The 25,919-nt window shown below is 68.5% G+C and carries 27 protein-coding genes; 18 read left to right on the top strand and 9 right to left on the bottom strand.

The genetic code is table 11. The features are described from left to right. Positions 1–5: 5 nt before the first annotated feature. Positions 6–758 carry an SDR family oxidoreductase gene (locus ASF87_RS05645; protein ID WP_056374835.1) on the top strand — a complete coding sequence of 251 codons (753 nt, stop codon included), beginning with the start codon at positions 6–8 and terminating at the stop codon, positions 756–758. A 6-nt stretch (positions 759–764) separates the two neighbouring features. Here the strand turns inward: ASF87_RS05645 and ASF87_RS05640 are convergent, their stop codons facing one another. Together ASF87_RS05640 and ASF87_RS05635 are read right to left on the bottom strand one after the other, a co-directional pair. Continuing rightward, a complete protein-coding gene (locus ASF87_RS05640; protein WP_056374833.1) occupies positions 765–1,223 on the bottom strand; it encodes a MarR family winged helix-turn-helix transcriptional regulator in 459 nt (152 codons plus the stop codon). A 29-nt stretch (positions 1,224–1,252) separates the two neighbouring features. After that, entirely contained in the window at positions 1,253–1,912 is a 660-nt protein-coding gene (locus ASF87_RS05635; protein WP_056374831.1) for a GTP cyclohydrolase II, read from the bottom strand. A gap of 116 nt (positions 1,913–2,028) precedes the next feature. Here ASF87_RS05635 and ASF87_RS05630 point away from each other — a divergent pair, with 116 nt between their 5' ends. Beyond that, a complete protein-coding gene (locus ASF87_RS05630) occupies positions 2,029–3,048 on the top strand; it encodes a zinc-dependent alcohol dehydrogenase family protein (RefSeq protein ID WP_056374830.1) in 1,020 nt (339 codons plus the stop codon). A 35-nt stretch (positions 3,049–3,083) separates the two neighbouring features. Continuing rightward, entirely contained in the window at positions 3,084–3,485 is a 402-nt protein-coding gene (locus ASF87_RS05625; RefSeq protein ID WP_056374828.1) for a (R)-mandelonitrile lyase, read from the top strand. Between the two features lie 4 nt (positions 3,486–3,489). Here the strand turns inward: ASF87_RS05625 and ASF87_RS05620 are convergent, their stop codons facing one another. Next, positions 3,490–4,419 carry a DMT family transporter gene (locus tag ASF87_RS05620; RefSeq protein ID WP_056374826.1) on the bottom strand — a complete coding sequence of 310 codons (930 nt, stop codon included), beginning with the start codon at positions 4,417–4,419 and terminating at the stop codon, positions 3,490–3,492. Between the two features lie 135 nt (positions 4,420–4,554). On the opposite strand from ASF87_RS05620, the gene ASF87_RS05615 reads away from it, so the two are divergent. Continuing rightward, positions 4,555–5,391 (top strand): sulfurtransferase, encoded by an 837-nt coding sequence (locus ASF87_RS05615; RefSeq protein ID WP_056374824.1) that lies wholly within the window; start codon positions 4,555–4,557, stop codon positions 5,389–5,391. An 18-nt stretch (positions 5,392–5,409) separates the two neighbouring features. Here ASF87_RS05615 and ASF87_RS05610 read toward each other — a convergent pair whose 3' ends face one another. Further along, positions 5,410–6,330, bottom strand: a complete 921-nt coding sequence (locus ASF87_RS05610; RefSeq protein WP_056374822.1) for a hypothetical protein — start codon at positions 6,328–6,330, stop codon at positions 5,410–5,412. Positions 6,331–6,637: 307 nt separating this feature from the next. On the opposite strand from ASF87_RS05610, the gene ASF87_RS05605 reads away from it, so the two are divergent. From ASF87_RS05605 to ASF87_RS05595, 3 genes are all read left to right on the top strand, one after another. After that, a complete protein-coding gene (locus tag ASF87_RS05605) occupies positions 6,638–7,288 on the top strand; it encodes a hypothetical protein (protein ID WP_042540481.1) in 651 nt (216 codons plus the stop codon). Beyond that, entirely contained in the window at positions 7,285–7,638 is a 354-nt protein-coding gene (locus tag ASF87_RS05600; protein WP_056374821.1) for a hypothetical protein, read from the top strand. Before ASF87_RS05605 ends, ASF87_RS05600 begins: the two co-directional genes overlap by 4 nt. Before the next feature lie 66 nt (positions 7,639–7,704). Then, positions 7,705–9,138, top strand: coding sequence for an MFS transporter (locus ASF87_RS05595; protein WP_056374819.1), 1,434 nt, complete (start codon positions 7,705–7,707; stop codon positions 9,136–9,138). A gap of 11 nt (positions 9,139–9,149) precedes the next feature. Here the strand turns inward: ASF87_RS05595 and purB are convergent, their stop codons facing one another. Both purB and ASF87_RS05585 read right to left on the bottom strand, forming a co-directional pair. Further along, complete coding sequence (purB, locus tag ASF87_RS05590) at positions 9,150–10,532, bottom strand: adenylosuccinate lyase (protein WP_056374814.1); 1,383 nt, start codon at positions 10,530–10,532, stop codon at positions 9,150–9,152. Beyond that, entirely contained in the window at positions 10,529–11,068 is a 540-nt protein-coding gene (locus ASF87_RS05585) for a low molecular weight protein-tyrosine-phosphatase (protein ID WP_200933698.1), read from the bottom strand. Before ASF87_RS05585 ends, purB begins: the two co-directional genes overlap by 4 nt. 167 nt (positions 11,069–11,235) lie before the next feature. Between ASF87_RS05585 and ASF87_RS05580 the strand changes: the two genes are divergently transcribed. Further along, on the top strand, positions 11,236–11,499 hold the full coding sequence (locus tag ASF87_RS05580; RefSeq protein ID WP_056374809.1) for a hypothetical protein: 264 nt from the start codon (positions 11,236–11,238) through the stop codon (positions 11,497–11,499). After that, positions 11,496–12,773, top strand: a complete 1,278-nt coding sequence (locus tag ASF87_RS05575; protein WP_056374807.1) for a hypothetical protein — start codon at positions 11,496–11,498, stop codon at positions 12,771–12,773. Before ASF87_RS05580 ends, ASF87_RS05575 begins: the two co-directional genes overlap by 4 nt. A 30-nt stretch (positions 12,774–12,803) precedes the next feature. Here ASF87_RS05575 and ASF87_RS05570 read toward each other — a convergent pair whose 3' ends face one another. Beyond that, positions 12,804–13,208 carry a phage holin family protein gene (locus ASF87_RS05570; protein ID WP_042540493.1) on the bottom strand — a complete coding sequence of 135 codons (405 nt, stop codon included), beginning with the start codon at positions 13,206–13,208 and terminating at the stop codon, positions 12,804–12,806. Positions 13,209–13,266: 58 nt separating this feature from the next. Here ASF87_RS05570 and ASF87_RS05565 point away from each other — a divergent pair, with 58 nt between their 5' ends. From ASF87_RS05565 to ASF87_RS05545, 5 genes are all read left to right on the top strand, one after another. Beyond that, positions 13,267–14,334 carry a histidinol-phosphate transaminase gene (locus ASF87_RS05565; RefSeq protein ID WP_056374805.1) on the top strand — a complete coding sequence of 356 codons (1,068 nt, stop codon included), beginning with the start codon at positions 13,267–13,269 and terminating at the stop codon, positions 14,332–14,334. A gap of 101 nt (positions 14,335–14,435) precedes the next feature. Then, a complete protein-coding gene (pdhA, locus tag ASF87_RS05560; RefSeq protein ID WP_056376357.1) occupies positions 14,436–15,557 on the top strand; it encodes a pyruvate dehydrogenase (acetyl-transferring) E1 component subunit alpha in 1,122 nt (373 codons plus the stop codon). 11 nt (positions 15,558–15,568) lie between these two features. After that, a complete protein-coding gene (locus ASF87_RS05555) occupies positions 15,569–16,534 on the top strand; it encodes an alpha-ketoacid dehydrogenase subunit beta (protein WP_042540549.1) in 966 nt (321 codons plus the stop codon). A 36-nt stretch (positions 16,535–16,570) separates the two neighbouring features. After that, complete coding sequence (locus tag ASF87_RS05550; protein ID WP_056374804.1) at positions 16,571–17,929, top strand: dihydrolipoamide acetyltransferase family protein; 1,359 nt, start codon at positions 16,571–16,573, stop codon at positions 17,927–17,929. Between the two features lie 71 nt (positions 17,930–18,000). Next, on the top strand, positions 18,001–18,915 hold the full coding sequence (locus ASF87_RS05545; protein WP_056376356.1) for an aldo/keto reductase: 915 nt from the start codon (positions 18,001–18,003) through the stop codon (positions 18,913–18,915). 18 nt (positions 18,916–18,933) lie between these two features. Here ASF87_RS05545 and ASF87_RS05540 read toward each other — a convergent pair whose 3' ends face one another. Continuing rightward, entirely contained in the window at positions 18,934–19,488 is a 555-nt protein-coding gene (locus tag ASF87_RS05540; protein WP_235558875.1) for a 2'-5' RNA ligase family protein, read from the bottom strand. A gap of 5 nt (positions 19,489–19,493) precedes the next feature. Continuing rightward, positions 19,494–20,714 carry an ROK family protein gene (locus ASF87_RS05535; protein ID WP_056374800.1) on the bottom strand — a complete coding sequence of 407 codons (1,221 nt, stop codon included), beginning with the start codon at positions 20,712–20,714 and terminating at the stop codon, positions 19,494–19,496. Positions 20,715–20,815: 101 nt separating this feature from the next. Here ASF87_RS05535 and ASF87_RS05530 point away from each other — a divergent pair, with 101 nt between their 5' ends. The 4 genes from ASF87_RS05530 (at position 20,816) to ASF87_RS05515 (ending at position 25,773) form a co-directional block, all read left to right on the top strand. Continuing rightward, positions 20,816–22,159: an ABC transporter substrate-binding protein gene (locus ASF87_RS05530; protein WP_056374798.1), complete on the top strand. Its 1,344-nt coding sequence runs from the start codon at positions 20,816–20,818 to the stop codon at positions 22,157–22,159. Beyond that, entirely contained in the window at positions 22,156–23,142 is a 987-nt protein-coding gene (locus ASF87_RS05525) for a carbohydrate ABC transporter permease (RefSeq protein WP_235558874.1), read from the top strand. The genes ASF87_RS05530 and ASF87_RS05525 overlap by 4 nt, the downstream gene beginning before the upstream one ends. Beyond that, the gene (locus ASF87_RS05520; protein ID WP_056374796.1) at positions 23,142–24,020 is read left to right on the top strand and encodes a carbohydrate ABC transporter permease; all 879 of its coding nucleotides are present in this window, start codon (positions 23,142–23,144) and stop codon (positions 24,018–24,020) included. Before ASF87_RS05525 ends, ASF87_RS05520 begins: the two co-directional genes overlap by 1 nt. 73 nt (positions 24,021–24,093) lie before the next feature. Next, positions 24,094–25,773 carry a glycoside hydrolase family 13 protein gene (locus tag ASF87_RS05515; RefSeq protein WP_056374793.1) on the top strand — a complete coding sequence of 560 codons (1,680 nt, stop codon included), beginning with the start codon at positions 24,094–24,096 and terminating at the stop codon, positions 25,771–25,773. The last annotated feature ends 146 nt before the right edge of the window (positions 25,774–25,919 follow it).

Genomic DNA, 25,919 nt, shown 5'->3' with positions numbered 1-25,919 from the left:
GAACCATGACCGCACTGACCATCCTGCTCGTCGGCGGCACCGGCAGCATCGGACGCCATGTCGCGCGCGTCGCGACGGCGGCTGGCCACAGCATCCGCATCCTCAGCCGTCAGGGCGGAGTCGACACCGTCCGCGGTGACCTGACCGACCCGGCGAGCCTCGCCGACGCCGTGCGAGACATCGACGCGGTGATCTTCACCCACGGCACGCATGGCGCGGAGGCGGGTTACCGCGACGTCGACTACGGCGGAGTGCGCAACGTTCTCCAGGCTGTGGGCAATCGCCCCCTGCGCATCGCGCTGATGACGGCGATCGGGGTGACCTATCGAGACGGCGCCTACAACCGCAGCAACCGTGCCCACGATTGGAAGCGTAGGGCCGAGCGGCTCGTCCGCGCGAGTGGCAACGGGTACACGATCGTGCGCCCGAGCTGGTTCGACTTCAACGACGATGACCAGCACGAGCTGCACCTCCTGCAGGGCGACACCCGCACCTCGGGCAGCCCCGCAGACGGCGTGATCTCCCGCGCCCAGCTCGCCGAGGTACTGGTGGCGTCGCTGACGTCCGAGGCCGCGAACGGCAAGACGTTCGAGCTGGTCGCTGAACGGGGGCCGGCGCAGACCGACCTCGAGCCGCTCTTCGCCGCTCTCGAGCCAGACGACGGCATCGACAGCGCGAAGGATGCTGACACCATGCCGCTGTCGGACGAGCCGGCTTCCGTGCGCGAGGATCTCGCCCGCGTCGCGCCCGGGACCTGATCGGCGTCAGAGGGCGGCGGCGACGCCCGGGAGCAGTCTGGTCAGGATCGTGCCGAGCTGTTCCCGCTCCTCGGCGGTCAGGGGATCGAGGATCAGCTCGCGGATCTGCGCCACATGGACGGGCGCCGCCGCACGGAGCAGTTCGCGACCGGCATCCGTCAGGGCAGCGGTCAGCGTGCGCTTGTCGCTGCTGCACGAGGTGCGCGTCACCCAGCCGAGATGCTCGAGCGAGTCGATCGCGTGGCTCAGGCGCGAGCGGCTGAGTCCGGCGATCTGGGCGAGCTCGGTCATCGGTATCGTGCGGTCCCCCTGCCCTGCCAGCGTCACGAGGATCGCGTAGTGCGAGTGCTTGAGTCCGGTCTCGGCCTTCAGGGTGCGGTCGAGCACCTGCGGAAGCAGCTGCACGAAGCGGATGGTCGGCAGCCAGGTCGCCATCTCGTCGTCATCGAGGCGTCGTTCGCTCATCGCGCCTGCCTCCCTCACGGCTGCCGCCATCACGCGGCGGAGAGGTCGAGCGTGTGCGAGGTGTGGTCGCGCTTGGTCTCGAGGTAGCGGTGGTTCGCGTCCGACAGGTGCACGCCGGTGCGCACCTGCTCGGTGACGCGGATGCCGAGTGCCTCGAGCTGCGCAGCCTTGTCAGGGTTGTTGCTCAGCAGGCGGATGCTGTCGACGCCGACCGCCTGCAGCATCTGCGCGGCGATCGTGTAGTCGCGTTCGTCCTCGCCGCGACCGAGCGCCACGTTCGCCTCGTACGTGTCGAGCCCTGCATCCTGCAGCGCGTACGCGTCGAGCTTGGCGTACAGGCCGATGCCCCGGCCCTCCTGACGCAGGTAGAGAAGGAACCCGCCGTCTTCGGCGATGCGCTCCACGGCCTCCCGCAGCTGCGGGCCGCAGTCGCAGCGCTCCGAGCCGAACACGTCTCCGGTCAGGCATTCGCTGTGCGGGCGCACGAGGGGTGCGTCGCCGCCGTCCGCCGCCCGCTCCATCGCCGCCCTCCAGTCTCCGAGCCCGAGCAGCAGGTGCTCACGGCCGTCGATCAGACCGTCGAATGTGACGACGTCCGCCGTGGTGGAGAATCCGTCGGCGAAGCGCATCGGCACGCGCACGCGCGTCCGCTCGGTGGCGACCGGAACGACGGTTGAAGTTTCAATCATGTCGGGTGCAACGCGCCGACGTCGCCGATATTCCCGTGAGAGGAGTTCTCTCAGAACCTCCCGAGCACGCGAGATCGGGAGTTGACTGGAACCACAAGACCGAAGGAGCACCACTCATGCGTGGAGTAGTCATGTACGCGCCCGGCGACGTTCGCGTCGAGGACCGCGAGAACCCGACCATCACCCGTCCGACCGATGCCGTGATCCGGATCGCCGCGACCTGCATCTGCGGATCCGACCTGTGGCCCTACCGGGGCGCGAACGAGGTCGACCACGACCCGATGGGCCACGAGTACGTCGGCATCGTCGAGGAGATCGGCGCCGATGTGAAGAACGTGAAGGTCGGCGACTTCGTCGTCGGCTCGTTCATGGCCTCGGACAACACCTGCGAGATCTGCCAGGCCGGATACCAGTCGCGCTGCGTGCACGTCGTGCCGATGGGCCGCTTCGGAACCCAGGCCGAGTACTCGCTGATCCCGCACGCCGACGGCACGCTCGTCGCGACGCCGGGTCAGCCCGACGCCGATCTGATCCCGTCGCTGCTCGCGGCATCCGATGTGCTGGGGACCGGCTGGTTCGCGGCCGTCGCCGCGGAGGTCGGCCCGGGCAAGACCGTCGCCGTGGTCGGTGACGGAGCCGTGGGTCTGCTCGGCATCCTCGCCGCGCGTGAACTCGGCGCCGAGCGGATCATCGCCATGAGCCGTCATGCCGACCGCCAGGCGCTGGCGCGCGAGTTCGGCGCGACCGACATCGTCGAGGAGCGCGGAGACGAGGGCGTCGCCCGCATCAAAGAGCTCACGAACGGGCTCGGCGCCCACTCGGTGATCGAGGCCGTCGGCACGCAGGAGTCGATGATGCAGGCCATCCGCGCGACCCGGCCCGGCGGTCACGTCGGATACGTCGGCGTCTCGCACGACGTCGCGCTGCCCGGCGAGGAGCTCTTCTTCTCGGGCGTGCACCTGCACGGCGGCCCGGCTCCGGTGCGCCGCTTCCTCCCCGAGCTGATCCAGCTCATCTGGGACCGCAAGATCGACCCCGGCAAGGTGTTCGACCTCACGCTTCCGCTCGAGGAAGCCGCCGAGGGGTATCGCGCCATGGACGAGCGCCGCGCCACCAAAGTCCTGCTCACCGTCTGAGTCGGGCAGTCGGCAACCCGATCACAGGAGACGACATGCACATCGAAGACCGCATCCCGACGGTGAAGAACCCGCCCGAGTGGTTCACCGGCGACGTCTGGCTCGACCCGATCATCGCGCCGCACGACGCAGACCAGCGGATGTCGGGCGGACTCGTCCGCTTCGCGCCCGGGGCGCGCACCGCGTGGCACTCGCATGCGCGCGGCCAGTACCTGCGCGTCACTGAGGGCACTGCACTGTGCGGCACGCGCGACGGCACCGTCGTCGAGGCGCGGCCGGGCGAGACGATCTACACGCCGCCGGGGGAGGAGCATTGGCACGGTGCCGCCGAGGACTGCTTCATGCAGCACCTCGCGCTGCTCGAGGGTGCGGACGACCCGAGCCAGACCACGACGTGGCTCGAGCACGTGACCGACGAGGACTACCGCCGGCGCTGAACCGCTACTCGGCCTTCCGTGCCGGTGCCGGTGCCGGTGCCGGTGCGGGTGCCGGTTCGCGGCGCCGCACGAGCTTGAGCTCGCTGGCCAGGATGCCGAGCACCACGAGCGCGCCGCCGATCAGCGCGGCGAGGGGCAGGCGCTCGCCGGCGATGCGCCCGATCACGGCTGCCCAGACAGGCTCGCCCGCGTAGATGATCGTGGCGCGCGTCGGCGAGACGGACTTCTGGGCCCAGTTCATCGTGAGCTGGATGATGCAGCTCGCCGCCCCGAGCCCGACCGCGCAGCCGACCCAGATCCAGGAGAACTCCGGCAGGCCCTCGCCGACGACCGGCATGGTCAGAATGCCGAGTGCGCCCGCGGTGAGGAGCTGGACGATCGTGATCCGACCGAGGTCGATCCTTCCGGCGAAGACGCTGATCAGGATGATCTCGGCCGCGATCGGCAGCGTGCTGATGAGCGTCAGGATCTCGCCGGATCCGAGTGTCAGCGCGAAGGCGTCGGGACCCGCGATGAACAGCAGGCCCAGGAACGCGAGAGCGGCGCCCACGAACGCCATCGCCGGTGGGCGCTTGCGGAACACGGCCCACTGCGCGAGCGGCACGAGCGGGATGTACATCGCCGTGATGAACGCCGACGTGCTCGAGTCGATGGTCTGCAGCCCGACGGTCTGCAGCCCGTATCCGAGATAGATCATCACGCCGATCGCGACGCCGGCGCCGATGTCGCGCCAGCGCATGCCCCGCAGCGCCCGGCGGAAGATGACGACGCTGATCAGTCCGGCGATCAGGAACCGGATGCCGACGAAGAACCACGGCCCCGAATGCTGCATCGCCCAGTGCACGAGCAGGAACGTGCTGCCCCATACCGCGGTGACGGCGATCAGGGCGATCTCCTGCCGACGCAGGCTCATGAAGCGGAGTCGAGTGGACATGCTGTCCTTTCTCGACGCGGCCGGCTCGAGCCTAGCGCCGTGCGCACCCCCGTTTCGAATCGCGCGAACAGTCCGACATGTCGACGGAATACGGTCAGGTGCGTGATTCGAACGCCCGCTCGATAGCCTCGCCTCATGAGCAATTTCGTGAGCGCTGCCGAACTGGACGAACTGCTGAAGTCCGAGGCGCCCCTTCGTCTGATCGACGTGCGGTGGCGACTCGACCGGCCGGACGGCCATGCCGACTATCTCTCAGGGCACATCCCCGGGGCGGTCTTCGTGCCGCTCGCGACCGAGCTGGCCACGCACGGAGAGCCGTCTGAGGGCCGTCATCCGCTGCCCTCCACTCAGACGCTTCAGGATGCTGCGCGCCGATGGGGCGTCAACCAGGGCGACATCGTCGTCGCGTACGACGACGCGAAGGGACTCAGCGCATCGCGCGCCTGGTGGCTGCTGCGCCAGGGCGGAGTCGATGTGCGCGTGCTCGACGGCGGCATCCGCGCCTGGACGGCCGCGGGCCTCCCGGTCGCAGGCGATGACGTGCAGGCGGAGCCGGGTGATGTGGTTCTCGACGAGATCGGCGACGATGCGATCTCGATCGACGAGGCTGCCTCTTTCGCCGACTCGGGCGTGCTGCTCGACGTGCGTGCGCCCGATCGCTATCGCGGAGAGCACGAACCTCTCGATCCCGTCGCCGGACACATCCCCGGAGCGCTCAACGTGCCGATGGCCGCTCATCTCGACGCCGAGGGCCGGATCCTCGACATGCACACCCTCCAGGCGACCTTCGCGGCCGTCGGCGTGACCGAGGGCACCCCTGTCGCGGCGTATTGCGGCTCGGGCATCACTGCGGCGCATACCGCTCTGGTGCTCGACGAGATCGGCATCGAGGCGAAGGTCTTCCCCGGCTCGTGGAGCCAGTGGTCGAACACGCCGGGGCGCCCGGTCGCGGTCGGCGATCAGCCCGGCTGAGCGGTCAGGCGCCGGGGGTCAGGCGCCGGGGTCAGCGCCGTCCGCGTAGCTCCATGCGACGCCGAGAAGCCCCGGGCCGAATGCGCGTCGCACCTGGTGCACTGACGTGCGGCCCTCCAGAGACAGCTCGGTGAGCGTCGAGCCGTCCGGGGTCTCGACGCGCTCCTCGATGCGGTCGGGCAGTGCGTCGGGGTGGAACCGCGTCCATACCAGCAGCTCTCGGCACTGCCGAGCGACGGCGTGACCCGTCTCCCGTTGCGGCGGATAGTCGGGCGGGTAGGCGACCGACCACTCCACCATCGCGGTGCCCGGCGCGGTCAGTGGCACGTCGAGCTCGAACAGGACGCCATGCACCTCGCCGTTCGGATGCGAGTAGCGCGCGGAGATCCGTCCCCCGGCCACAGCCTCGATGAAGGGGGCGGGCGTGCTGATGCCCGGCGTCATCTCCAGGAACGGGATCGACACGACCGTCCCGACGGTCGACTGCACGATGCTGCGGGTGATGGAGTACGACACGTTGCCGGCGGCATCCACGTCCGTCACGGAGTGCGTCGTGAGCTCGCGCGACGTGTCGGGGTACTCGGCGCCGAGGGCGGCGAACGCCTCTTTGACGGCCTCCTCGAGTTCCTGCTCGTCGAGGGGGAAAAGATTGGGGCCGAGGGGTCCTGTGCGGTTCGTCGTGCCGAGCAGAGCGGTGAGGGAGCCGGGCTCGAGGTGCAGAAGCTGCTCGATGTCGCCGAGGGCGGCCATCGACTGGGCACCTTCGGGGCGGCGTGCTCCGGAGCGCCAGTAACTGAGGGTCGCCATCGACACGCTGTTGCCGCGAGCGCGCAACTGCTCGTGCAGCCGGGCGAGGGTCAATCCACGTGCATTGATCGCGTCTCGGAAGGACGCCGCGAATACATCGGCATATCGGCGAATGCCACTTTCCATGCTCATCACAGCACCCCCTCCGGTATGTGAAGAATCGCGTTCTAGAGTGAGCTTACGACCACACCAGCATCGCGTAGGGGACGAGGTGCTATTTCTGGGGTCTACTGGGCTGAGCAATCGTGAGCAGGGTGCCCGACCTCACGGCGTCTCGGTCCACAACGCAGTGTCGCCCCCGTCGCTGCGTTCTGTCGCGGGGCCTGGTGATCGATCTGGGGAGATCCATCGGGCCCCGCGAACACCTCTCCGGTGTCGGCGCCCACTCAGCGCCCCCGCGTAGACTGGGGGGAACACCCCCGGAGGATTCTCGATCTTCATGTCTGCCCCTGCCCGCGCGTTCACCGTGCGTCACGTTCAGCTGCTGCGCGCGCTCTTCGCCGCCGCCGCAGCCGTGATGATCACCTTCTCGCCCGATCACTCGGCGGCCGTCGGTCTCTCCGTCTTCAGCGGGTTCGTGCTCACGACCGGCCTCGTGATGATCGTCGCCACGTGGCTCGTCTATCCGGCCGGCCAGCGCTGGCCGTCCGTCGTCTTCGCGCTGCTGAGCTTCGTCGCCGGCATGACGGCCGGTGTGCCCGCATGGCGAACCGAAGACGTCTTCTTCGTCGTCGTCATCGCCTGGTCGGTGACGACCGGCATCCTCGAACTCGTCGTCGGGCTGCGTGCGCGCAGAGCCGGCGAGGCGAACGCACGCGACTCGATCACCCTCGGCGCGTTCGGGCTGCTCCTGGCCGTGCTGCTGATCGCGATCCCGGCCGGCTTCGTGCAGCCGTACGAGATCGACGGAGCCGGCGCGTTCCAACTCACCGGCATCATCCTCGGCGTCGGCATGTTCGGCGGATACGCGGCGATCGTCGCCGTCTTCCTCGGCATCGCCGGTCTCACCCCGAAGCGAGCGGATGCTGTCGCCGAGGGTCGCACGACCGAGAACGACCCCGCCCCCGCCGGGCACGGAGGAGAGCGATGAGCGACGAGAAGCCCACCCGGCGCGACATCCTGCGCCCTCTGCACCTGCTGGGAATCGCACTCGGCTGCGGAATCTTCGCCGCCGTGGTGACGCTCGTGTCGACGGGAGCGTTCACCGCCCGCGTCAACAACGCGATCGCCAGCGGCACCTACGACGGCCTCACTCCGATCGCGCTCGGTCTCGTGGTGGGCGGCGGAGCGTTCATCGTCACGCTGCTGTTCCTGGCGATGCTGATCCTCGTGGTCGATCCCGCCGACGTCGCCAAGACGGTCGACCGTCCCGTGCTCTTCGACCCCGAGACGTCAGACGAACCCGACTCCGACAAGCCGGATCGCACGTCCTCCTCCTGACATGATGATCGCGGGTTTCTCCGACCCGACCGGAATAGCCCCGGGCTGCGACGGCTTGTCCCTGTAGTGACTGCCTCGATCGATCGCGCCTCCATCGGACTCCGGTCGGCACGGGGCCCCGTGCTCGGGGCGCTCATGCTCGCCACCGGCCTGATCGCGATCGACGCGACGATCCTCGCGACCGCGGTGCCGAGCATCGTGCGCGACCTGGGCAGCTATCAGCAGTTCCCCTGGCTCTTCTCGGTGTACCTGCTCGCGCAGGCGGTCAGCGTGCCGATCTACTCGCGCTTCGCCGACACCGTCGGCCGCAAGCCGATCATCCTGCTCGGAATCGCGCTGTTCCTGCTCGGCTCCCTGCTCTCGGGCTTCGCCTGGAGCATGACGGCCTTGATCGTCTTCCGCATCATCCAGGGTCTCGGCGCAGGCGCCGTCGCACCCATGTCGATGACGATCGTGGGCGACATCTACACCGTCGCCGAGCGCGCCAAGGTGCAGGGATACATCGCATCCGTCTGGGCGATCTCGTCCGTCGTCGGCCCTGCGCTCGGTGGCATCTTCGCCCAGCTCGACGCGTGGCGGTGGATCTTCTGGGTCAACATCCCGCTGTGTCTGATCGCGGGATGGATGCTGCTGCGCAAGTACCACGAAGAGAAGCAGACGCAGCAGCATCGCATCGACTACGCCGGAGCGGTGCTCCTGACCGTCGGACTCACCGGCCTGATTCTGGGCATGCTCGAGGGCGGCAATGCCTGGGCCTGGCTCTCGATCCCCAGCGCCATCTGCTTCGGGTCGGGTGCGGCTGCGCTCGTGGCCTTCGGGCTCGTCGAGCGACGTGCCGCCGAGCCGATCGTCGACCTGCGCCTGGCCGCGAGGCCGCTGATCCTCACGACCACGATCGTCTCACTGGGCATCGGCGCCCTGATGACCGGAGTCACGAGCTTCGCGCCCGCCTACCTCGAGGGCTCCATCGGCATCGCGCCGCTGCTGTCGGGGCTGGCGGTCGCGGCGCTCACCCTCGGCTGGCCGCTCGCCGCCGCGAACGCGGGGCGGCTGTACATGAGGATCGGATTCCGGCGCACCGCGCTCACGGGCATGTCGATCACGGCCGTCGCAGCGATCGCGCTCGCGGTGGTCTCTCCGTGGCCCAACCCGTTCTCGATCGCGGCGGTCGCGTTCGTGCTCGGCTTCGGCCTGGGGTGGAGCGCCGCTCCCACGCTGATCGCCGCTCAGGCGTCGGTCGGATGGGGGGAGCGCGGAGCCGTCACCGGCATGAACGCCTTCGCCCGGTCGGCCGGCAGCGCGCTCGGCGTGGCCGTGTTCGGCGCGATCTCGAACTCGGTGATCGCGCAGGGCGCCGGCCCGGATGATCCGGCGACCATCATCTCGGCATCCGTCTGGGTGTTCATCGCCGCGGCAGTGGTGGCCGTGCTGACCCTGGTCGCTGCGGCGTTCATGCCTCGCGACCCTGCGGGCGCGCACTCCGCAGAGCCGCGCCCGTAGCGTTCGGCGGGTTACTTCGCGAGCTGCTCGGCGATGCCGGTGTACGACGCGGGGGTGAGGGCCAGCAGACGCTGCTTCGCGGCATCGCCGATCTCGAGCCCTTCGACGAACTCCGCCAGATCTGCAGCGCCGACGCGGTGCCCGCGGGTCAGCTCCTTGAGCAGAGCGTAGGGGTCGGTGATCGACGAGCGACCGGCGACGACCTCGGCGCGGATGACGGTCTGGATCGCCTCGGCGAGAACCTCCCAGTTCACGTCGAGGTCGGCGAGCAGCACATCGCGAGAGAGCGAGATGGCGTTGAGGCCGCGTCGCAGGTTGTCGATCGCGAGCAGCGAGTGGCCGAAGGCGACGCCGATGTTGCGCTGCGTCGTCGAGTCGGTGAGGTCGCGCTGCAGGCGGCTCGTGACGAGGGTCTGACCGAGGGATGCGAGCAGAGCACCCGAGATCTCGAGGTTCGCCTCGGCGTTCTCGAACCGGATCGGGTTGATCTTGTGCGGCATCGTCGACGAGCCGGTCGCGCCGGCGACGGGGATCTGCGCGAAGTAGCCGAGCGAGATGTAGGTCCAGATGTCGGTCGCGAGGTTGTGCAGGATCCCGCCGGCGTGACGCACTCGGTCGTAGAGCTCGACCTGCCAGTCGTGCGACTCGATCTGCGTGGTCAGCAGGTTGAAGCCGAGACCGAGACCCTCGATGTACTCACGCGAGATCGTGGGCCAGTCGGCGTCGGGGTCGGCCGCGAGGTGCGCAGACCAGGTGCCCGTTGCGCCTGAGAACTTGGCGAGGTAGTCGGATGCCGCGATCTGGGCGCGCACACGTTCGAGACGCCACGCGAAGACGGCGATCTCCTTGCCCATGGTCGACGGGGTGGCCGGCTGTCCGTGGGTGCGAGAGAGCATCGCGGCGTCGGCGTGCTCGGCGGCCAGCTCGCGGAGCTTGGCGATCACGACGTCGAGCGCGGGGAGCCAGACCTCTTCGACCGCGCGCTTCACGGTGAGCGCGTAGGAGGCGGAGTTGATGTCCTCACTCGTGCAGGCGAAGTGCGTGAGCTCGGCGATGCTGTCGAGGCCGAGCGTCGACAGGCGGTCACGCACCAGATACTCGATGGCCTTGACGTCGTGCTGGGTGACGGCCTCCTTCTCGGCGAGCCAGTCGATCTCGGCCTGGCCGAAGTCGCGGTAGAGGGCGCGGAGCCGCTCTTTGTCGGCATCCGACAGCGGGCTCGTCTCGAAGAGCGAGCGGTCGGTGAGCGCGATCAGCCACTCCACCTCGACCTCGACCCTGGCGCGGTTCAGACCCGCCTCCGAGAGGAAGTCGGCGAGGCCGGTGACGGCGCCGCGGTAGCGACCGTCGAGGGGGCTCAGGGGCTGGGGCGGGAGCGAAGGCTGGAAAGTCAGGGGAGTCCTCCTGATCGGGCCCCGGGAGTGCGGGGCGTGCGGGGCTGGCGAAGAGCCGGCTCGAGCTGGCGGAACAGCCCGCGAGTCGCGGTCTCAATCATACCGAGCACCGAATCGAACATCTCGGCGCCGGCGTAGTACGGGTCGGGCACATCCTGGCTCCGGGCATCGGGGTCGAAGGCGAGCAGCAGGGTGACTTTGCCCTCTTCGTCCTCATCGTGCGCCCACTCACGCAGGATGCGCTCGTGCGTGCGGTCGAGGGCGACGACCAGATCGTTCTCCGAGAAGGAGGCGAAGGTGAACTGCTTCGCGCGATGCTGCGAGCCGTCGTACCCGCGGCGGGCGAGCGAATCGATCGTGCGATGGTCGGCCCGTTCGCCGAGATGCCAGTCACCCGTTCCGGCGCTGCGCGACACGATCCGCGAGCCGAGGCCCTGTCGCTCCGCGAGATCGCGGAACACCACCTCTGCCATCGGAGAGCGGCAGATGTTCCCCGTGCACACGAAGATCACGCGGAAGGGATCCGGGGATGTCACCGTCCTATTCTGCCCGTCGAAGGCCGATCGTGCGATGCCGGGTATCCCGGCCGGGCGTGGTGCACCCGTTCTGCACCACCGCGGGGGTCGAGCGTTCCCCCCACGGTCTCCGCCGATCATGGCGACTCCGATCTCGGACTCGGCGGGCCACGACGGATGCTGGGCGCATGTACTCCTTTGCACTCGCGCAGACCGGCGCGGCCGAGACCGCCTGGGCGAGGGCGCAGACCCTGGCAGCCCTCCGCACCGCCGTCGAGGCGCTCGACGACGTGCGCGCGTCGCTCGCCGTCCTCGCCTCCGACACCGACTGGCACTCCGACGGAGTGCGCGCGATGCAGCGCTCGCTCGACGAGCTTCGACAGGGCGCTCGTGTCGAGGCGTCCGAGATGCGCAGCCGCGAATCCGAGGCTGAGCGGATCGACGCCTCGTGAGCGGGCTGACCATCGATCACGGCGGAGCGATCTCGGTCGACCCCGACGCGCTGCGCGACGTCGCTCGACGTGTGGATGCCGTCGCCTGCCGCTATGACGATGCGCACTCCGCGATCATGCGGGCGCATCGGATCATCGTCGACACTCCGGGCTTGAGCGCGCACGTCGACACGGTCGGGCTGTGGGCGTCGGGTCAGCACGTGTCTCGCCTGCACTCCGAGTGCCGGGAGACCGCCAGCTCCACGCTGCTCATGGCCGATGCCTACGAGTACGTCGAGCTGCGAGCCGAGGCCGAGATGCTCGCGCAGACCGATCCGAGCACGGCGCAGCGGCTGTTGCGCCGGGCCGATCGGCTCGCGGCGTCGGATGACCGCATCCAGGCGATGGCCGATGAGGTGATCGCCCAGTGGCGCGCCGAGCGCTTCGAGGGATTGACCGGCAACCTCGTGACACCCGCGCTGTATGACGAGGTGTTCAGGACCGTGGCGATGGTGGGGGTGGTGTCGGGCTTGGGCAAGGTGCTCCCCGGCGAGACTCTGCGGGGCAAGGCCGACCCCGTCTCGGTCTCGCCGGTGAAGACGTCGTCGCCCACCGGTGCGCCGACGGGCCTGGCGGGAGCCTTCGGGCGCATGCCGACCACCGCGGGGGCGCAGGTCGCCGTCGAGAAGTACTCCTTCGCCGATGGCACGACGAAGTTCGTGGCCTATCTGGAGGGAACCCAGAGCGTCGGGTGGGGAGGAAAGGAGCCGTGGGACTCGAAGTCCAACCTTCAGCTCTACACCGGGCAGAGGTCGGCGTCGTATCAGTCGACACTCGACGCACTCAGGGCAGCGGGCGCCGAGCCAGGCGACGAGGTCGACGTCGTGGCCCACTCGCAATCGGGGATGGTCGCCGCGCACCTCGCGATGGAGAGCGAGTTCGATGTGCAGATGCAGATCACCGCGGGAAGCCCGGTCGAGCCGACGCTCGATGACGACCAGACCATCATCCAGCTGCGTCACACGAACGACCCGGTCTCGGCGCTGGCCGGCGGAGGGTCACCCGAGGGCACAGGGTCGGACGACAGCGTCACCATCTCGACGGAAGCGAATCCGAATGACACGTTCGACGACCTCGTGGTCGACGCTCATCACCTGGAGACGTACAGAGACACCGCGAGGTTCGCAGACGACCTGAGCGATCCCCGGATGGACGCGGTGGACGAGTTCTGGAGAGAGCTCGACGCGGCCGAGGTGATCGAGCGCACCGAGTATCAGGCCGAGCGCACCGAATGAGGGACGCGCCGGGGATGCGCGGTCTTCCCGTCAGTCGCGGCGCTGCTTCTTGCTCTGCGGGCGCAGGATGAAGCCGAAGACGCCGTTGATCAGCGAGATGATGAGCGCGGCGAGCACGCCCCACCAGAAGCTGCCGACCGTGAGACCCCAGTCGAAGCTGCTCGTGATCCAGGCGGTGAGCCACAGCAGGAACCCGTTGATCACGAACCCGATGAGGCCGAGGGTGAGGATGTACAGCGGGAACGCGACGATCTTCACCACCGTGCCGATGAAGGTGTTCACGAGCGCGAAGATCGCGGCGACCGCGAGCAGGGTCAGCACGAGCTGCAGGGTCTCGCCCGGCGCGAACGCCGTGATCTGCACCTGCAGGGCGGGGATCAGCGTCACGACCCACAGGGCGAACGCGTTGACGACGACTCGGATGATGAAGCGCATAGTCATCCCAGTCTTCCATGTGCTCCGCCGGAGGGTGGCCGAATCTAGACTCATCCTTGTGACCGACCCGATCCTGCCGCGCATCCGCCCCGCCATCGCCGCCCTGGCGCCGTACCGACAGGGCAAGCAGGCCGGCCCCGACGCCTACAAGCTCTCGAGCAACGAGAACCCGTTCGAGCCGCTTCCCTCCGTCGCCGCCGCGCTGCAGCACACGACGCCGATCAACCGCTACCCGGATGCCACCGCCGGCCGCCTGCGCGAGCGGCTGGGGGTTCGCTACGCGGTCGCTCCCGAGCAGGTGCACGTCGCCGCGGGCAGCGTCTCGATCCTCCATCAGCTGATCCTCGCGACCTCTTCAGTCGGCGACGAGGTCGTCTACGCGTGGCGCTCATTCGAGGCGTACCCGAGCCTGCCGCTCGTCGCCGGTGCGACCGGAGTGCAGGTGCCTCTGACCGCCGACTCGCGCCACGACCTTGACGCGATGGCCGATGCGGTCACCGAGCGCACCCGCGCGGTCATCCTGTGCACCCCGAACAACCCGACCGGGCCGATCATCACGAGCGACGACTTCGCGACGTTCGTCGAGCGCGTCCCCACCGACGTGCTGATCATCCTCGACGAGGCCTACGCCGAGTTCGTGACCGCACCCGGCGCGGTCGACGGTCTTGCAGAGCGCGTGTTCGAACGGCATCCGAACGTCGTGGTGCTGCGCACGTTCTCGAAGGCCTACGGACTGGCGGGTCTGCGCATCGGATACGCGATCGGCAACGAGAAGGTGCTCGATGCCGCGCGCACCACCGGCATCCCGCTCTCCGTGACGTCGGCGGCCGAGAACGCCGCCATCGCCAGCCTCGATGCCGAGTCCGAGCTGCTCGAGCGCGTGGCCGTGATCGTCGAACGACGCACTCGCCTGCTCGAGGGGCTGCGCAGGCAGGGCTGGGACGTGCCCGACAGCCAGGCCAATTTCATCTGGCTGCCCACCGGCGAGCGCACCGTCGAGGTCGCTGCGGCCTTCGCGTCGGCCGACCTCATCGTGCGCCCTTTCCCCGGCGACGGCATCCGCATCTCGGTCGGCGAAGAGGCATCGGTCGATCGCGTCCTCGAGGTCGCCGCGACGCAGCTCTGACGGGCTCGGGGCGCCCTGTTCTCCGGTTTCCCGGCAGATGCGAGGACGTCCTAGGTATGCGTGCCCGAGCATGCGGACGGCGGTAGCGTGGCACCGTGACCTTGCCAGAGACTGAACTCGTACGCGTCCTGGATCAGGATGGCCGCTTCACGCCGAGTCCGGCTGCCGAGCAATATCTGTCCCTGATCGAGGCGATCAGCGACGCCGAGCTCGAGCAGTTCTACCGCGACATGGTGATCATCCGCGCGATCGACACTCAGGCGACCAACCTGCAGCGTCAGGGGCAGCTCGCGCTGTGGCCGCCGAGCCGCGGACAGGAGGCCGCCCAGGTCGGGTCCGCCCGCGCCGCCCGCGCGCAGGACACCATCTTCCCGTCGTACCGCGAGCACGCCGTGACGCGCATCCGCGGCGTCGACCCCGTCGACATCATCAAGCTCATGCGCGGCGTCTCGCACGGTGGCTGGGACCCGACCGACCCGAAGAACGGCAACACCCGCCTCTACACTCTCGTGCTCGGCTCGCAGGTGCTGCACGCGGCCGGATTCGCCATGGGGCTCAACTTCGACGGGCGATCCGGCACCGGCGACCTCGACAAGGACGAAGCGGTCATCGTCTACTACGGCGACGGGGCATCGAGCCAGGGCGACGTGCACGAGGCGATGGTCTTCGCGGCGAGCTACCAGGCGCCCACCGTGTTCTTCCTGCAGAACAACCACTGGGCGATCTCGGTGCCGGTCGCGACGCAGTCGCGGGTGCCGCTCGTCGAGCGCAGCGCCGGTTACGGCATCCCCAGCGTGCGCGTGGACGGCAACGACGTGCTCGCCAGCTATGCCGTCTCGCGGGTCGCCCTCGATGAGGCCCGCAGTGGCCAGGGCCCTCGCGCGATCGAGGCGGTCACCTACCGTCTCGGCGCGCACACCACCAGCGACGACCCCACGAAGTACCGCGGTTCAGACGAAGAGCAGTCGTGGGCCCAGCGCGATCCGATCGATCGCATGCGCGCGTTCCTCGAGAACAGGGGAGCAGCAGGGCAGTTCTTCGCCGATGTGGATGCCGAGGCCGCGGACGCGGCCGAAGACCTGCGTTCGCGCAGCGTCGAACTCGGATCCCCCACCGCAGACAAGATCTTCGACCACGTGTACAGCGAGCCGCACCCGCTCATCGCGGAGCAGAAGGCCTGGCACGCGCGGTATGAGGCGTCTTTCGAAGGAGACAGCAAGTGACCCTGGAGACGATGCCCCTCAGCAAGGCGCTCAACTCGGGCCTGCGTCGGGCGATGGAGGACGACTCCAAGGTCCTGCTCATGGGCGAGGACATCGGCAAGCTCGGCGGCGTGTTCCGCGTCACCGAGCACCTGCAGCGCGACTTCGGCGACAAGCGCGTGCTCGACACGCCGCTCGCCGAGTCGGGGATCGTCGGCACGGCGATCGGGCTCGCGATGACCGGGTTCCGCCCGGTGATCGAGATCCAGTTCGACGGATTCGTGTTCCCCGCGTTCGACCAGATCACGACTCAGCTCGCCAAGCTCACCAACCGGCACGAGGGCAAGCTGAGCCTGCCGATCGTGATCCGCATCCCGTACGGCGGACACATCGGTGCCGTCGAGCACCATCAGGAGAGCCCGGAGGCGTACTTCGCGCACACCCCCGGACTGCGGGTGGTCTCGCCCTCGACGCCGAATGACGCGTACTGGATGATCCAGGAGGCCATCGCGTCGAACGACCCGGTGATCTTCATGGAGCCCAAGAGCCGCTACTGGCAGAAGGGCGAGGTCGAGCTCGACGCCTCTGCCGCCCCGCTGCACTCGTCTCGCGTCGTGCGCACCGGCTCGGACGTGACGCTCGTCGGACACGGCGCCATGGTGACGACGCTGCTGCAGGCGGCCGCGCTCGCCGAGGCAGAGGGCACCAGCTGCGAGGTCGTCGATGTGCGTTCGCTGTCGCCGGTCGACTACGAGCCGATCCTGAGCTCGGTGCGCAAGACCGGACGCATGGTCTACGCGCAGGAGGCGCAGGGCTTCGTCAGCATCGGCAGCGAGATCGCGGCCACCGTCATGGAGCGCGCCTTCTACGCACTCGAGGCCCCGGTGCTGCGCGTCTCGGGGTACGACACCCCGTTCCCGCCCGCGAAGCTCGAGGGCACCTACCTCCCCGATGCGGACCGCATCCTCGAAGCCGTCGATCGCTCCCTCGCCTACTGATCTCACCCCGATCTTGCCGTTCCGAAAGGACCGCACATGAGCACGCAGAACTTCAACCTCCCCGATGTGGGCGAGGGCCTGACCGAGGCCGAGATCGTGGCGTGGAAGGTCGCGCCCGGTGACACCGTCGCCATCAACGACGTGATCTGCGAGATCGAGACGGCCAAGTCGCTCGTCGAGCTGCCCTCGCCGCACGCGGGAGTCGTCGGTGAGCTGCTCGCCGCAGAGGGGGCGACGGTCGAGGTCGGCTCGCCGATCATCACCTTCGTGACGGATGCCCGTGATGATGCCGGTCCGGGCGTGATCGCCACGGCCGAAGCTCTTGCGCCCGAAGAGGGTGGTGGCTCGGTGCTCGTCGGCTACGGCACGGGCGGCGGTGCGACCTCGCGACGCAAGCGACCGGCCGAGCGCCCCGTTCGCTCGTCGGTGGGTGTGATCGCGAAGCCGCCGATCCGCAAGCTCGCTCGCGACCTGGGCGTCGACCTCACGAGCGTCACGCCCACCGGCGCCGACGGCGAGGTCACCCGCGACGACGTGATGACCCACGCACAGCAGGCCAGCGTCTTCCGCAACATCGAGACGCCCGAGTGGGGTGCCGTGCGCGAGGAGACCGTGCCCGCGCCGCAGAGCACCCCGTCGGGTCTCGCCCGCGGGCTGTCGCCGGCCCCGGCATCCGCCTCCGGCCGGAGCGACGACCGCACCGAGTCGATCCCGGTCAAGGGAGTGCGCAAGGCGACCTCGTCGGCGATGGTGCAGAGCGCCTACTCCGCCCCGCACGTCACCGTGTGGAAGGAGATCGACGCGAGCCGCACGATGGAACTCGTCAAGCGCCTCAAGGCGTCGCCCGACTACGCCGACATCCGCGTCTCCCCGCTGCTGATCATGGCCCGTGCCGTGATCTGGGCCGCACGTCGCACCCCGATGGTCAACGCCGCCTGGATCGAGACCGAGGGCGGCGCCGAGATCGCCGTGCGCCACTACGTGAACCTCGGCATCGCCGCGGCCACGCCTCGCGGCCTGCTCGTGCCGAACATCAAGGACGCGCAGGATCTCAGCATGAAGGATCTCGCCCGCGCGCTGAACCGCCTGACGCTCACCGCCCGCGAGGGCAAGACGAGCCCGGCCGACCAGCAGGGCGGCACGATCACGATCACCAACATCGGCGTCTTCGGGATGGATGCCGGCACGCCGATCATCAACCCCGGCGAGGCGGGCATCGTGGCGATGGGCACGATCAGCCAGAAGCCGTGGGTCGTCGACGGAGAGGTGCGCCCCCGCTGGGTCACCACGGTCGCCGGATCGTTCGACCACCGCGTGATCGACGGCGACGGCATGAGCCGCTTCATCGCCGACGTGGCATCCGTGCTCGAGGAGCCCGCACTGCTCGTCGAGTGATGCGGATCGCCCGGGGATACAGTGGCAGCAGAACCGCGACGACCGACCCCCACGAGAACGGACTCCAGCGGATGAAGATCGAACCGACTGCCATCACCCTCGGAACCTCCGGCCTCGGCCGACATTCGACGCCGGGGTCCGCCGAGGAGAGAGCGGCCGTCGAGGTCGCGATCGACCTGCTCACGAGCCGACACGGGTTCGTGGACACCTCGAACAACTACGCCGGCGGTCGCTCCGAGGCGGTGCTCGGAATCGCGCTGCGGGAGCTGGGGATGGACGGTTCGCGGGTCATCTCGAAGGTGGATCAGGACCCCGAGACCGGCGTGTTCGACCGAGACCGCGTGCTCCGCTCGTTTGAGGAGACGACCACTCGGCTCGGGGTCGACCGGCTTCCGCTGCTGCACCTGCACGACCCGTACTCGGTGTCGTTCGAAGACACGATCTCGATCGGTGGCGCGGTGCAGGGGCTCATCGAGCTCCGGAGCGCGGGTGTGGTGGACGCGATCGGTGTGGCGGCCGCCCCGGTGCCGCTGATGGCGAAGTACGTCGAGACGGGCGTGTTCGACGCCGTGCTGATCCACAACCGATTCACCCTCGTGGATCACTCGGCTGAGCCTGTCTTCACCGACGCCAAGGAACGTGGCATGGTCGTGTTCAACGCTGCGCCGTTCGGTTCGGGTCTGCTCGTCAAGGGGCCGCATTCCGGTGCGCAGTACGCCTATCGCCCCGCCGGAGAGGAGCTGCTGGCGTGGACCGAGCGGTTGCAGCGCCTGTGCGCGGAGCATGGAACGTCGATGGCTGCCGCAGCCCTGCACTACTCGCTGCGGTCGCCGCTGGTCGACTCCACCGTCGTCGGGGTGTCGTCACCGCACCGTCGTGAACAGCTCGACGAGCTGGAGCAGGCGGAGGTCCCGGAGGCGCTGTGGAACGCCATCGAGAGCCTGGGTCCGGCGCCTTCGCCGGTGGACGACAGCGACTACGCCTGAGAGTTGCTGCTGTTCAGCTCAGCGCGCTGAGGAGCGCATCGGCCGCAGTTCCGCGAGGGTCGTAATCTGCGCGGTGGCGGGGTCCCAGTGCCGCACGCTGCGCGCGTGAGCATGGATGTCGCCGCCGATGAGATCCAGCGCCTCCGCGAGATCGGCGACGCGCAATCTGCGGGCGAGGGCGACGTGCGGCATCCACTCGCCCGGTGCCGTGTGGGGGGCATCGTCACCCGTGCCGACGGCGGAGCGAACCGCTGCTCGGAGGGCGAGCAGCTCCCCGGTGGGCACGATGCTGCGGGCCAGCACGCGGCGCTCGCCGTTGCCGAAGAGCAGCGGAGCGCCCAGCGTGATCGGGAACGAAGGGATGTCTGCCAGGACGCGGCGATCCACCTTCGGCAGCCCGACGCGAGCGACCAGGGTGACGTGAGGGCGGTTGCTCGCGGACGTGTGTGCCGCCAGGCTCGACATGCCGCGCGCGGCGAGAGCATCCCACTCGGCCCGGATCTCGGCTTCGGCCTTCGGGTCGAGGAGCAGTTCGATCGCCGCGGGGGATTGCTGCAGCTCTGGTTCTCGCACGGCGCTCAGCCGACCGCGCTCAGCCGTCGCTCCGCTAACAAGGGCACAGCCACCTCATGCGCAGCCCGGCGCGCCGTCGTGACGGCGCCGATCGACACGACCTCGGCGCCGAGCGTCGAGGCGAGGATCTCGGGCGCGGGCAGGTGCAGCTGGGTCGGCAGCACCTCGCGCGCGGCTGTGAGCACGGGGGCGATGCTCTCGGCCACCGCACCGCACACGATCACGCGGGCGGGGTCGTACATGCTGCCCAGCACGCCCACGACGCGGGCGAGGGTCGCACCGACGCGCGAGGTCGCGAGCAGCGCATCGGCATCGCCGGCGGATGCCGCGGTCAGCACAGTGCGCGGGTCGATGCGGTCGGCGCCCGCGAGCCGCCCGATCGCCGAGTCCGAGTCGATCTCACCGCTCTCGACGGCGGCCCGTACCTGGTCCTGCAGCGCGTAGCGCAGGCCGAAGGCCGACCCCACTCCGATGATGTGGTCGAACACGACGCCCTCGCCGACGCCGCCGTGCGCACCGTGCAGCACGTGGCCGTCGACGACGACCCCGCCACCGAAGCGCTCGCTCGCGAGCAGGGCGACGTAGTCGCGGCATCCGATCGCCGCTCCGGCTGAGCCCTCGGCGATCGCAGCGAGCTGTGCGTCGTTCTTGATCTCGACGACGGGCGCCCAGTCGTCGAGCGCCTCGGCGAGGCCCGGGTTCGTACGCTCCCAGAAGCCCTCCGGGTGCGGAGGGGAGATGCCGGCGCGATTCACGGGCGCGGCCACTCCGACGCAGATCGCGAGGATCGATTCGCGTGTGGCGTCTGCTTCGGCGATCGCGAGCTGCATCTGCTCGAGGATCGTCGCGCGACGGGCGGCTGCGGACTGCGTCGGATCGAGGTCGGTGCGATGGTGCACGAGCGTGTTCTCGAGCGGATCGGCGATCGTGACCGCGAGGTGGGTGTCTCCGGCATCCACTCCGATCACGACGCCGAGATCGGATGCCAGCACGAAGCGCCTCGCGGGCCGCCCGGCGCGGTAGCTTCCCGCGACGCGGGCGTTGGGAAGTTCGCGCAGAACTCCGGCATCGACGAGGGTGTCGATTCCGTCGATCGCGGTCGAGCGGGTCAATGAGGTGCTCGCCATCGCCTCGGTCGCGGTGAACTCACCGGCGGTCCACGCGAAGTCGAGGATCGCGCCGACACTGGCTCGCCCGGTGCCCAGACCTGCAGAGACTTCTGTCACGGGTCTTGACCTCACTCTCGTTCACATGAGACAGTACCGTTCATCGAAGTAAATTCGCTCACTAGATTTAGTCTGCGGATCTACCGGACGAAAGGACAACGGTGTCTGTCAAACCACCACGCCCGGCCCGGCTCGTCGCCGGAGCCGCCGCGCTCGCCCTGGTCGGCGCCGCCCTGACCGGCTGCTCGACCGTCGGCGGAACCGAGACCATCCGCTTCACCTTCAGCAAACGCGAGGCGATCGAGTTCATGACCGAACGCGTCGCCGAGTACAACGCCTCGCAAGACAAGGTGCGCGTCGAGATCGACACGTCCGGTGTCGATGTGGTGTCTGCCAGCTTCGTGCGCGGCAACCCGCCCGACATCATGCTCGCCAACTACAACTACGAGATCGCCCGGTTCGTGCAGCGCTGCGCGCTCACCGATCTCTCCGGCACCGAAGCAGCCTCGACGATCCGCGACGACCTGCAGCCCCTCATGGAGCAGTACGGGTCGTGCGAGGGGCGCACGAGCGCGCTGCCGTACTCCGTGATGGGCGCCTCGGTGATCTACAACAAGGAGATCTTCGAGCAGCAGGGTCTCGAGGTTCCGCAGACCTGGGACGAGCTGATCGCCGTGTGCGACCAGCTGAAGGAGGCGGGGATCGACCCGTTCTACGCCACCTTCAAGGACGACTGGACGGTCGCGCAGGGCTGGTACGACTACACCGCCGGCGGCTCGGTCGACGTGATCGACTTCTTCGACACGCTCGCGCAGGAGGGCACCGAGGTGGGACCGGATTCGGAGGCCTCGTTCGAGAAGGACTTCGCAGAGCCCATGGACCGCATGATGACGCTCGTGAACGAGTACACGAATGCGGATGCTGCGAGCCGTGCATACGGCGACGGCAACCTCGCGTTCGGCAAGGGCGAGGCGGCGATGTACCTGCAGGGGCCATGGGCGTTCAGCGAGATCGAGAAGACCGCTCCCGATCTCGCTCTCGGCACCTTCCCGCTGCCGATGACCGACGACCCCGCCGACCTCGGCGTGCGCGTCAACATGGACCTCGCGGCGATGATCCCCGAGGGGTCGCAGCACCAGGAAGCCGCACGCGACTTCCTCGAGTACCTGTTCCTGCCCGAGAACATCGAGGAGTACAACGCCTCGCAGCTCGGCTTCACCCCGACCAACGATGCTCCGGCCCCCGATGACCCTCGGGTCGAGGGAATGGTCGAGTACTACGACAACGGCCAGATCTATCAGGGACCCTCGGTGCTCGTGCCCAGGACCCTTCCGGTCTTCAACTACGCGCAGGCGATGGTGCTCGGCGCGTCCACGACCTCCACGTTGCGCACCATGGATGCCGACTGGGCCAGGATCGCGTTCCGCGCTCCCATTCCGTCGACCCAGGACAACGCATCCGGTGAGGACTCAGCATCCGGCGAGACAGAGGAGTCCACGCCATGACGAACACCGCTCTGCCGGGCCCGGCAGCTCCGAACCCCGCGGCATCGAACATCACGAAGCCCAACAGTCCGACGACCGACACCACGGCGATCGTCACCGGCGGCACCCGCAAGCTCGCCCGTCGCAAGGGGCGCGTCGAGCCGATCTACTACCTGTTCCTGCTTCCGACCCTCGTGATCTTCACCCTGGCGATCACCGTTCCCGCGGTCATGGGCATCTTCTTCAGCTTCACCGACTCCATCGGCATCGGCGAGTGGAGCTTCAACGGGCTGACGAACTACATCGCGATGTTCAGCGACCCGGCCATCCTGCAGAGCTACCTGTTCACGTTCGGCTTCTCGATCGCCACGGTGATCGTCGTCAACGTGGTCGCCTTCATGCTCGCGGTGGGGCTGACCTCCCGCATCCGCTTCAAGACCGGGCTGCGCACGATCTTCGTGATCCCGATGGTGATCTCGGGCATCATCATCGCCTACGTCTTCAACTTCCTCTTCTCCAACTCCATCCCGGCCGCGGGTGCCGCCACCGGCATCCCGTGGCTCTCGACCAGCCTTCTCGCGAACCCCGATCTCGCGTGGGTCGCGATCGTGATCGTGACCGCGTGGCAGGCGGTTCCCGGCACGCTGCTGATCTACATCGCAGGGCTCCTCTCGGTGCCCGGCGAGGTCTACGAGGCGGCGAGCATCGACGGCGCGAACAAGAGGCAGCAGCTGTTCCGCATCACACTGCCGCTCGTGGCCGGATACGTGGTGATCAACGTGATCCTGGGCTTCAAGGGCTTTCTCAACGCCTACGACATCATCGTCGGACTCACAAACGGCGGGCCCGGCACCGCCACCCGCAGCGTCGCGATGACGATCATCGCGGGCTTCAACGGCGGCGACTACGCCTATCAGATGGCCAATGCGACGATCTTCTTCATCGTCGCCGTGCTCATCTCCCTGCTGCAGCTCTCGCTGACCCGCGGAAGGAACGCACTCTGATGTCGACGCAGACACTCACCACCATCCCCACCTCGGGCAAGAAGCCGCGCGTCCGCATGGAGCGCGTCAACTGGTCGGGCACGATCATCCTGATCCTGTGCGCGGTCACGGTTCTGCTGCCGCTGTACGTCACGATCTCGATGGCGTTCAAGACCACGGGCCAGGCGGTCGACGGCAACGCGTTCTCGCTGCCGGCGCCGTTCAGCATCGACGGGTTCGTCGAGGCGTGGAACCTGACGAAGTTCCCGGTCGGAGCCGGCATCTCGCTGCTGGTCACGGCAGGAACGGTCATCGCGACCATCGTGCTCGCCGCGTTCGCGTCGTATGCGATCGTGCGCAACTGGGACCACCGCCTGTTCCGCTACTCGTTCTTCTACCTGCTGGCCGCCATGTTCATCCCGTTCCCGGTCGTGGCGCTGCCGCAGATCCAGCTGACCGGCTGGGCCGGACTCGACAACCCGTTCGGGGTCATCATCCTCGCGACGATGTTCCAGTTGAGCTTCAGCGTGCTCCTGTTCACGGCGTTCCTGCGATCGATCCCGATCGAGCTCGAGGAGAGCGCGCGCATCGACGGCGCCAGCACATGGCAGACGTTCTGGCAGCTGATCTTCCCGCTGCTCGCTCCGATGAGCGCCACGGTCGGCATCTTCGCGTTCCTCTACGCGTGGAACGACTTCATGATGCCGTCGCTGATCATCTCGGATCCGGCCATGCAGACGCTGCCTGTGCGGCAGAACCTCTTCCAGACCCAGTTCAGCAACAACTACAACGTGTCGTTCGCCTCGTACCTGATGGCGATGGCCCCCGCGATCCTGGCGTACCTGTTCACGCAGCGCTTCGTCATGGAAGGCGTCACGCAGGGCGCCGTCAAGGGCTGATCGTCATCGCGCGGGCCGGCGAGCGCCGGTCCGCGCGCACCCCAGACCGCAACAAGAAGGAGCAACACCCCTCATGACCGATGCGCTTCTCCTCGAGACCCGCGACGACAAGACGGCAGCATGGTGGCGACAGGCCGCCGTCTATCAGATCTATCCCCGCAGCTTCGCCGATGCCAACGGAGACGGGCTCGGCGACATCCCGGGCATCGTCTCGCGGGCCGACTACCTGCGCGACCTCGGCATCGACGCCGTGTGGCTGAGCCCGTTCTACCCGTCGGCGCTGGCCGACGGCGGCTACGACGTGGCCGACTACCGCAACGTCGATCCGCGCCTGGGCACGCTCGAGGACTTCGACGAGATGGTCGCCGCGCTGCACGAGCGCGGCATCCGCGTGGTCGTCGACATCGTGCCGAACCACTCGTCCGACCTGCACGAGTGGTTCCAGGAGGCGCTCGCCGCCGGCCGCGGTTCGGCCGCCCGTGAGCGGTACATCTTCCGCGAGGGCAGCGGTCCCGACGGCTCCGAGCCGCCGACCGACTGGACCGCCGCGTTCGGCGGATCTGCATGGGAGCGCGTGGCGGACGGGCAGTGGTTCCTGCACAGCTTCGCTCCCGAGCAGCCCGACCTCAACTGGGACCACCCCGAGGTGCGCGAGGACTTCCTGAAGACCCTGCGTTTCTGGTCGGACCGTGGAGTCGACGGCTTCCGCATCGACGTCGCCCACATGCTCACCAAGGACCTCACCGAACCGCTGCCGAGCACCGCCGAGCTCGAGCTGCTGCCGCACGACGGCAACCACCCGCTGCACGACCGTGACGACGTGCACGAGGTGTACGCCGAATGGCGTCGGGTCTTCAACGAGTACGACCCGCCCCGCACGGCTGTCGCCGAGGCCTGGGTGAGCACGCCCGAGCGGCGGGCGAAGTACGCCTCGGCTGAGGGGCTGGGCCAGGCGTTCAACTTCGATCTGCTCGTCGCCGACTTCGACGCGACGCAGTTCCGCACCATCATCGCCGACAACCTGGCGCAGTCGCAGGCGACGGGCTCATCGACGACGTGGGTGCTGTCGAACCACGATGTCACGCGTCACGCGACGCGCTACGGACTGCCGCAGCTCGGGGGACGCACCGGAGTGAAGCAGGGTGTCGAATGGGTCTCCGCCGGGGGCCCGGAGGACCAGCTCGACCGTGAGCGCGGCCTGCGCAGGGCACACGCCGCGACACTGCTCCTGCTCGGCCTTCCCGGCAGCACCTATCTCTATCAGGGCGAGGAGCTGGGGCTGCACGAGGTCGCCGACGTCGCGCCCGAGCAGCGTCAGGACCCGGCGTTCTTCCGCGGTGCCGTCTTCGACGGCCTGGGAAGGGATGGATGCCGCGTGCCGCTGCCGTGGACGGCATCCGGTCCCTCTTTCGGATTCGGGTCTGGCGACGCGCACCTGCCGCAGCCCGCCTGGTTCGCCGAGTCTGCGGTCGATGTCGAGGCGGCCGACCCGTCGTCGACACTCGCGCTGTACCGCGAGGCGCTGCGCCTGCGCCATGAGCTGCAGACGGAGGAGAGCCTCGAGTGGATCGAGACCGGGCGCCCCGATGTGCTGCGCTTCGCTCGCCCGAACGGCTGGCAGATCGTGACCAACTTCGGCTCGGAGCCCTTCGACCTCGGGGCGGATGCCGCGGATGTCGTGCTCGGCGCGGTCGTCGACGGGGCCGTGCCGGGGGACTCGACCGTGTGGATCACGCCCGGCCTCATCGGGTGACCAGGTTCCACTGAGTCGTTTGCAGGAGGAAAGCACGGATGCAGGACGAGAACACGGTTTCTCGTCCTGCATCCGAGCTGCGGTCCTGCAGACGGCGCGGTGGCGAGCCGACCCGGCACCAAGGCGGCGAACGGTCGATTTGATAA

Source organism: Microbacterium sp. Leaf161, assembly GCF_001423645.1.
In the GTDB taxonomy this organism is placed as follows: domain Bacteria; phylum Actinomycetota; class Actinomycetes; order Actinomycetales; family Microbacteriaceae; genus Microbacterium; species Microbacterium forte.
Note: the sequence above shows the minus strand (reverse complement) of the source record. Positions and strands in the feature narration are given on the sequence as shown.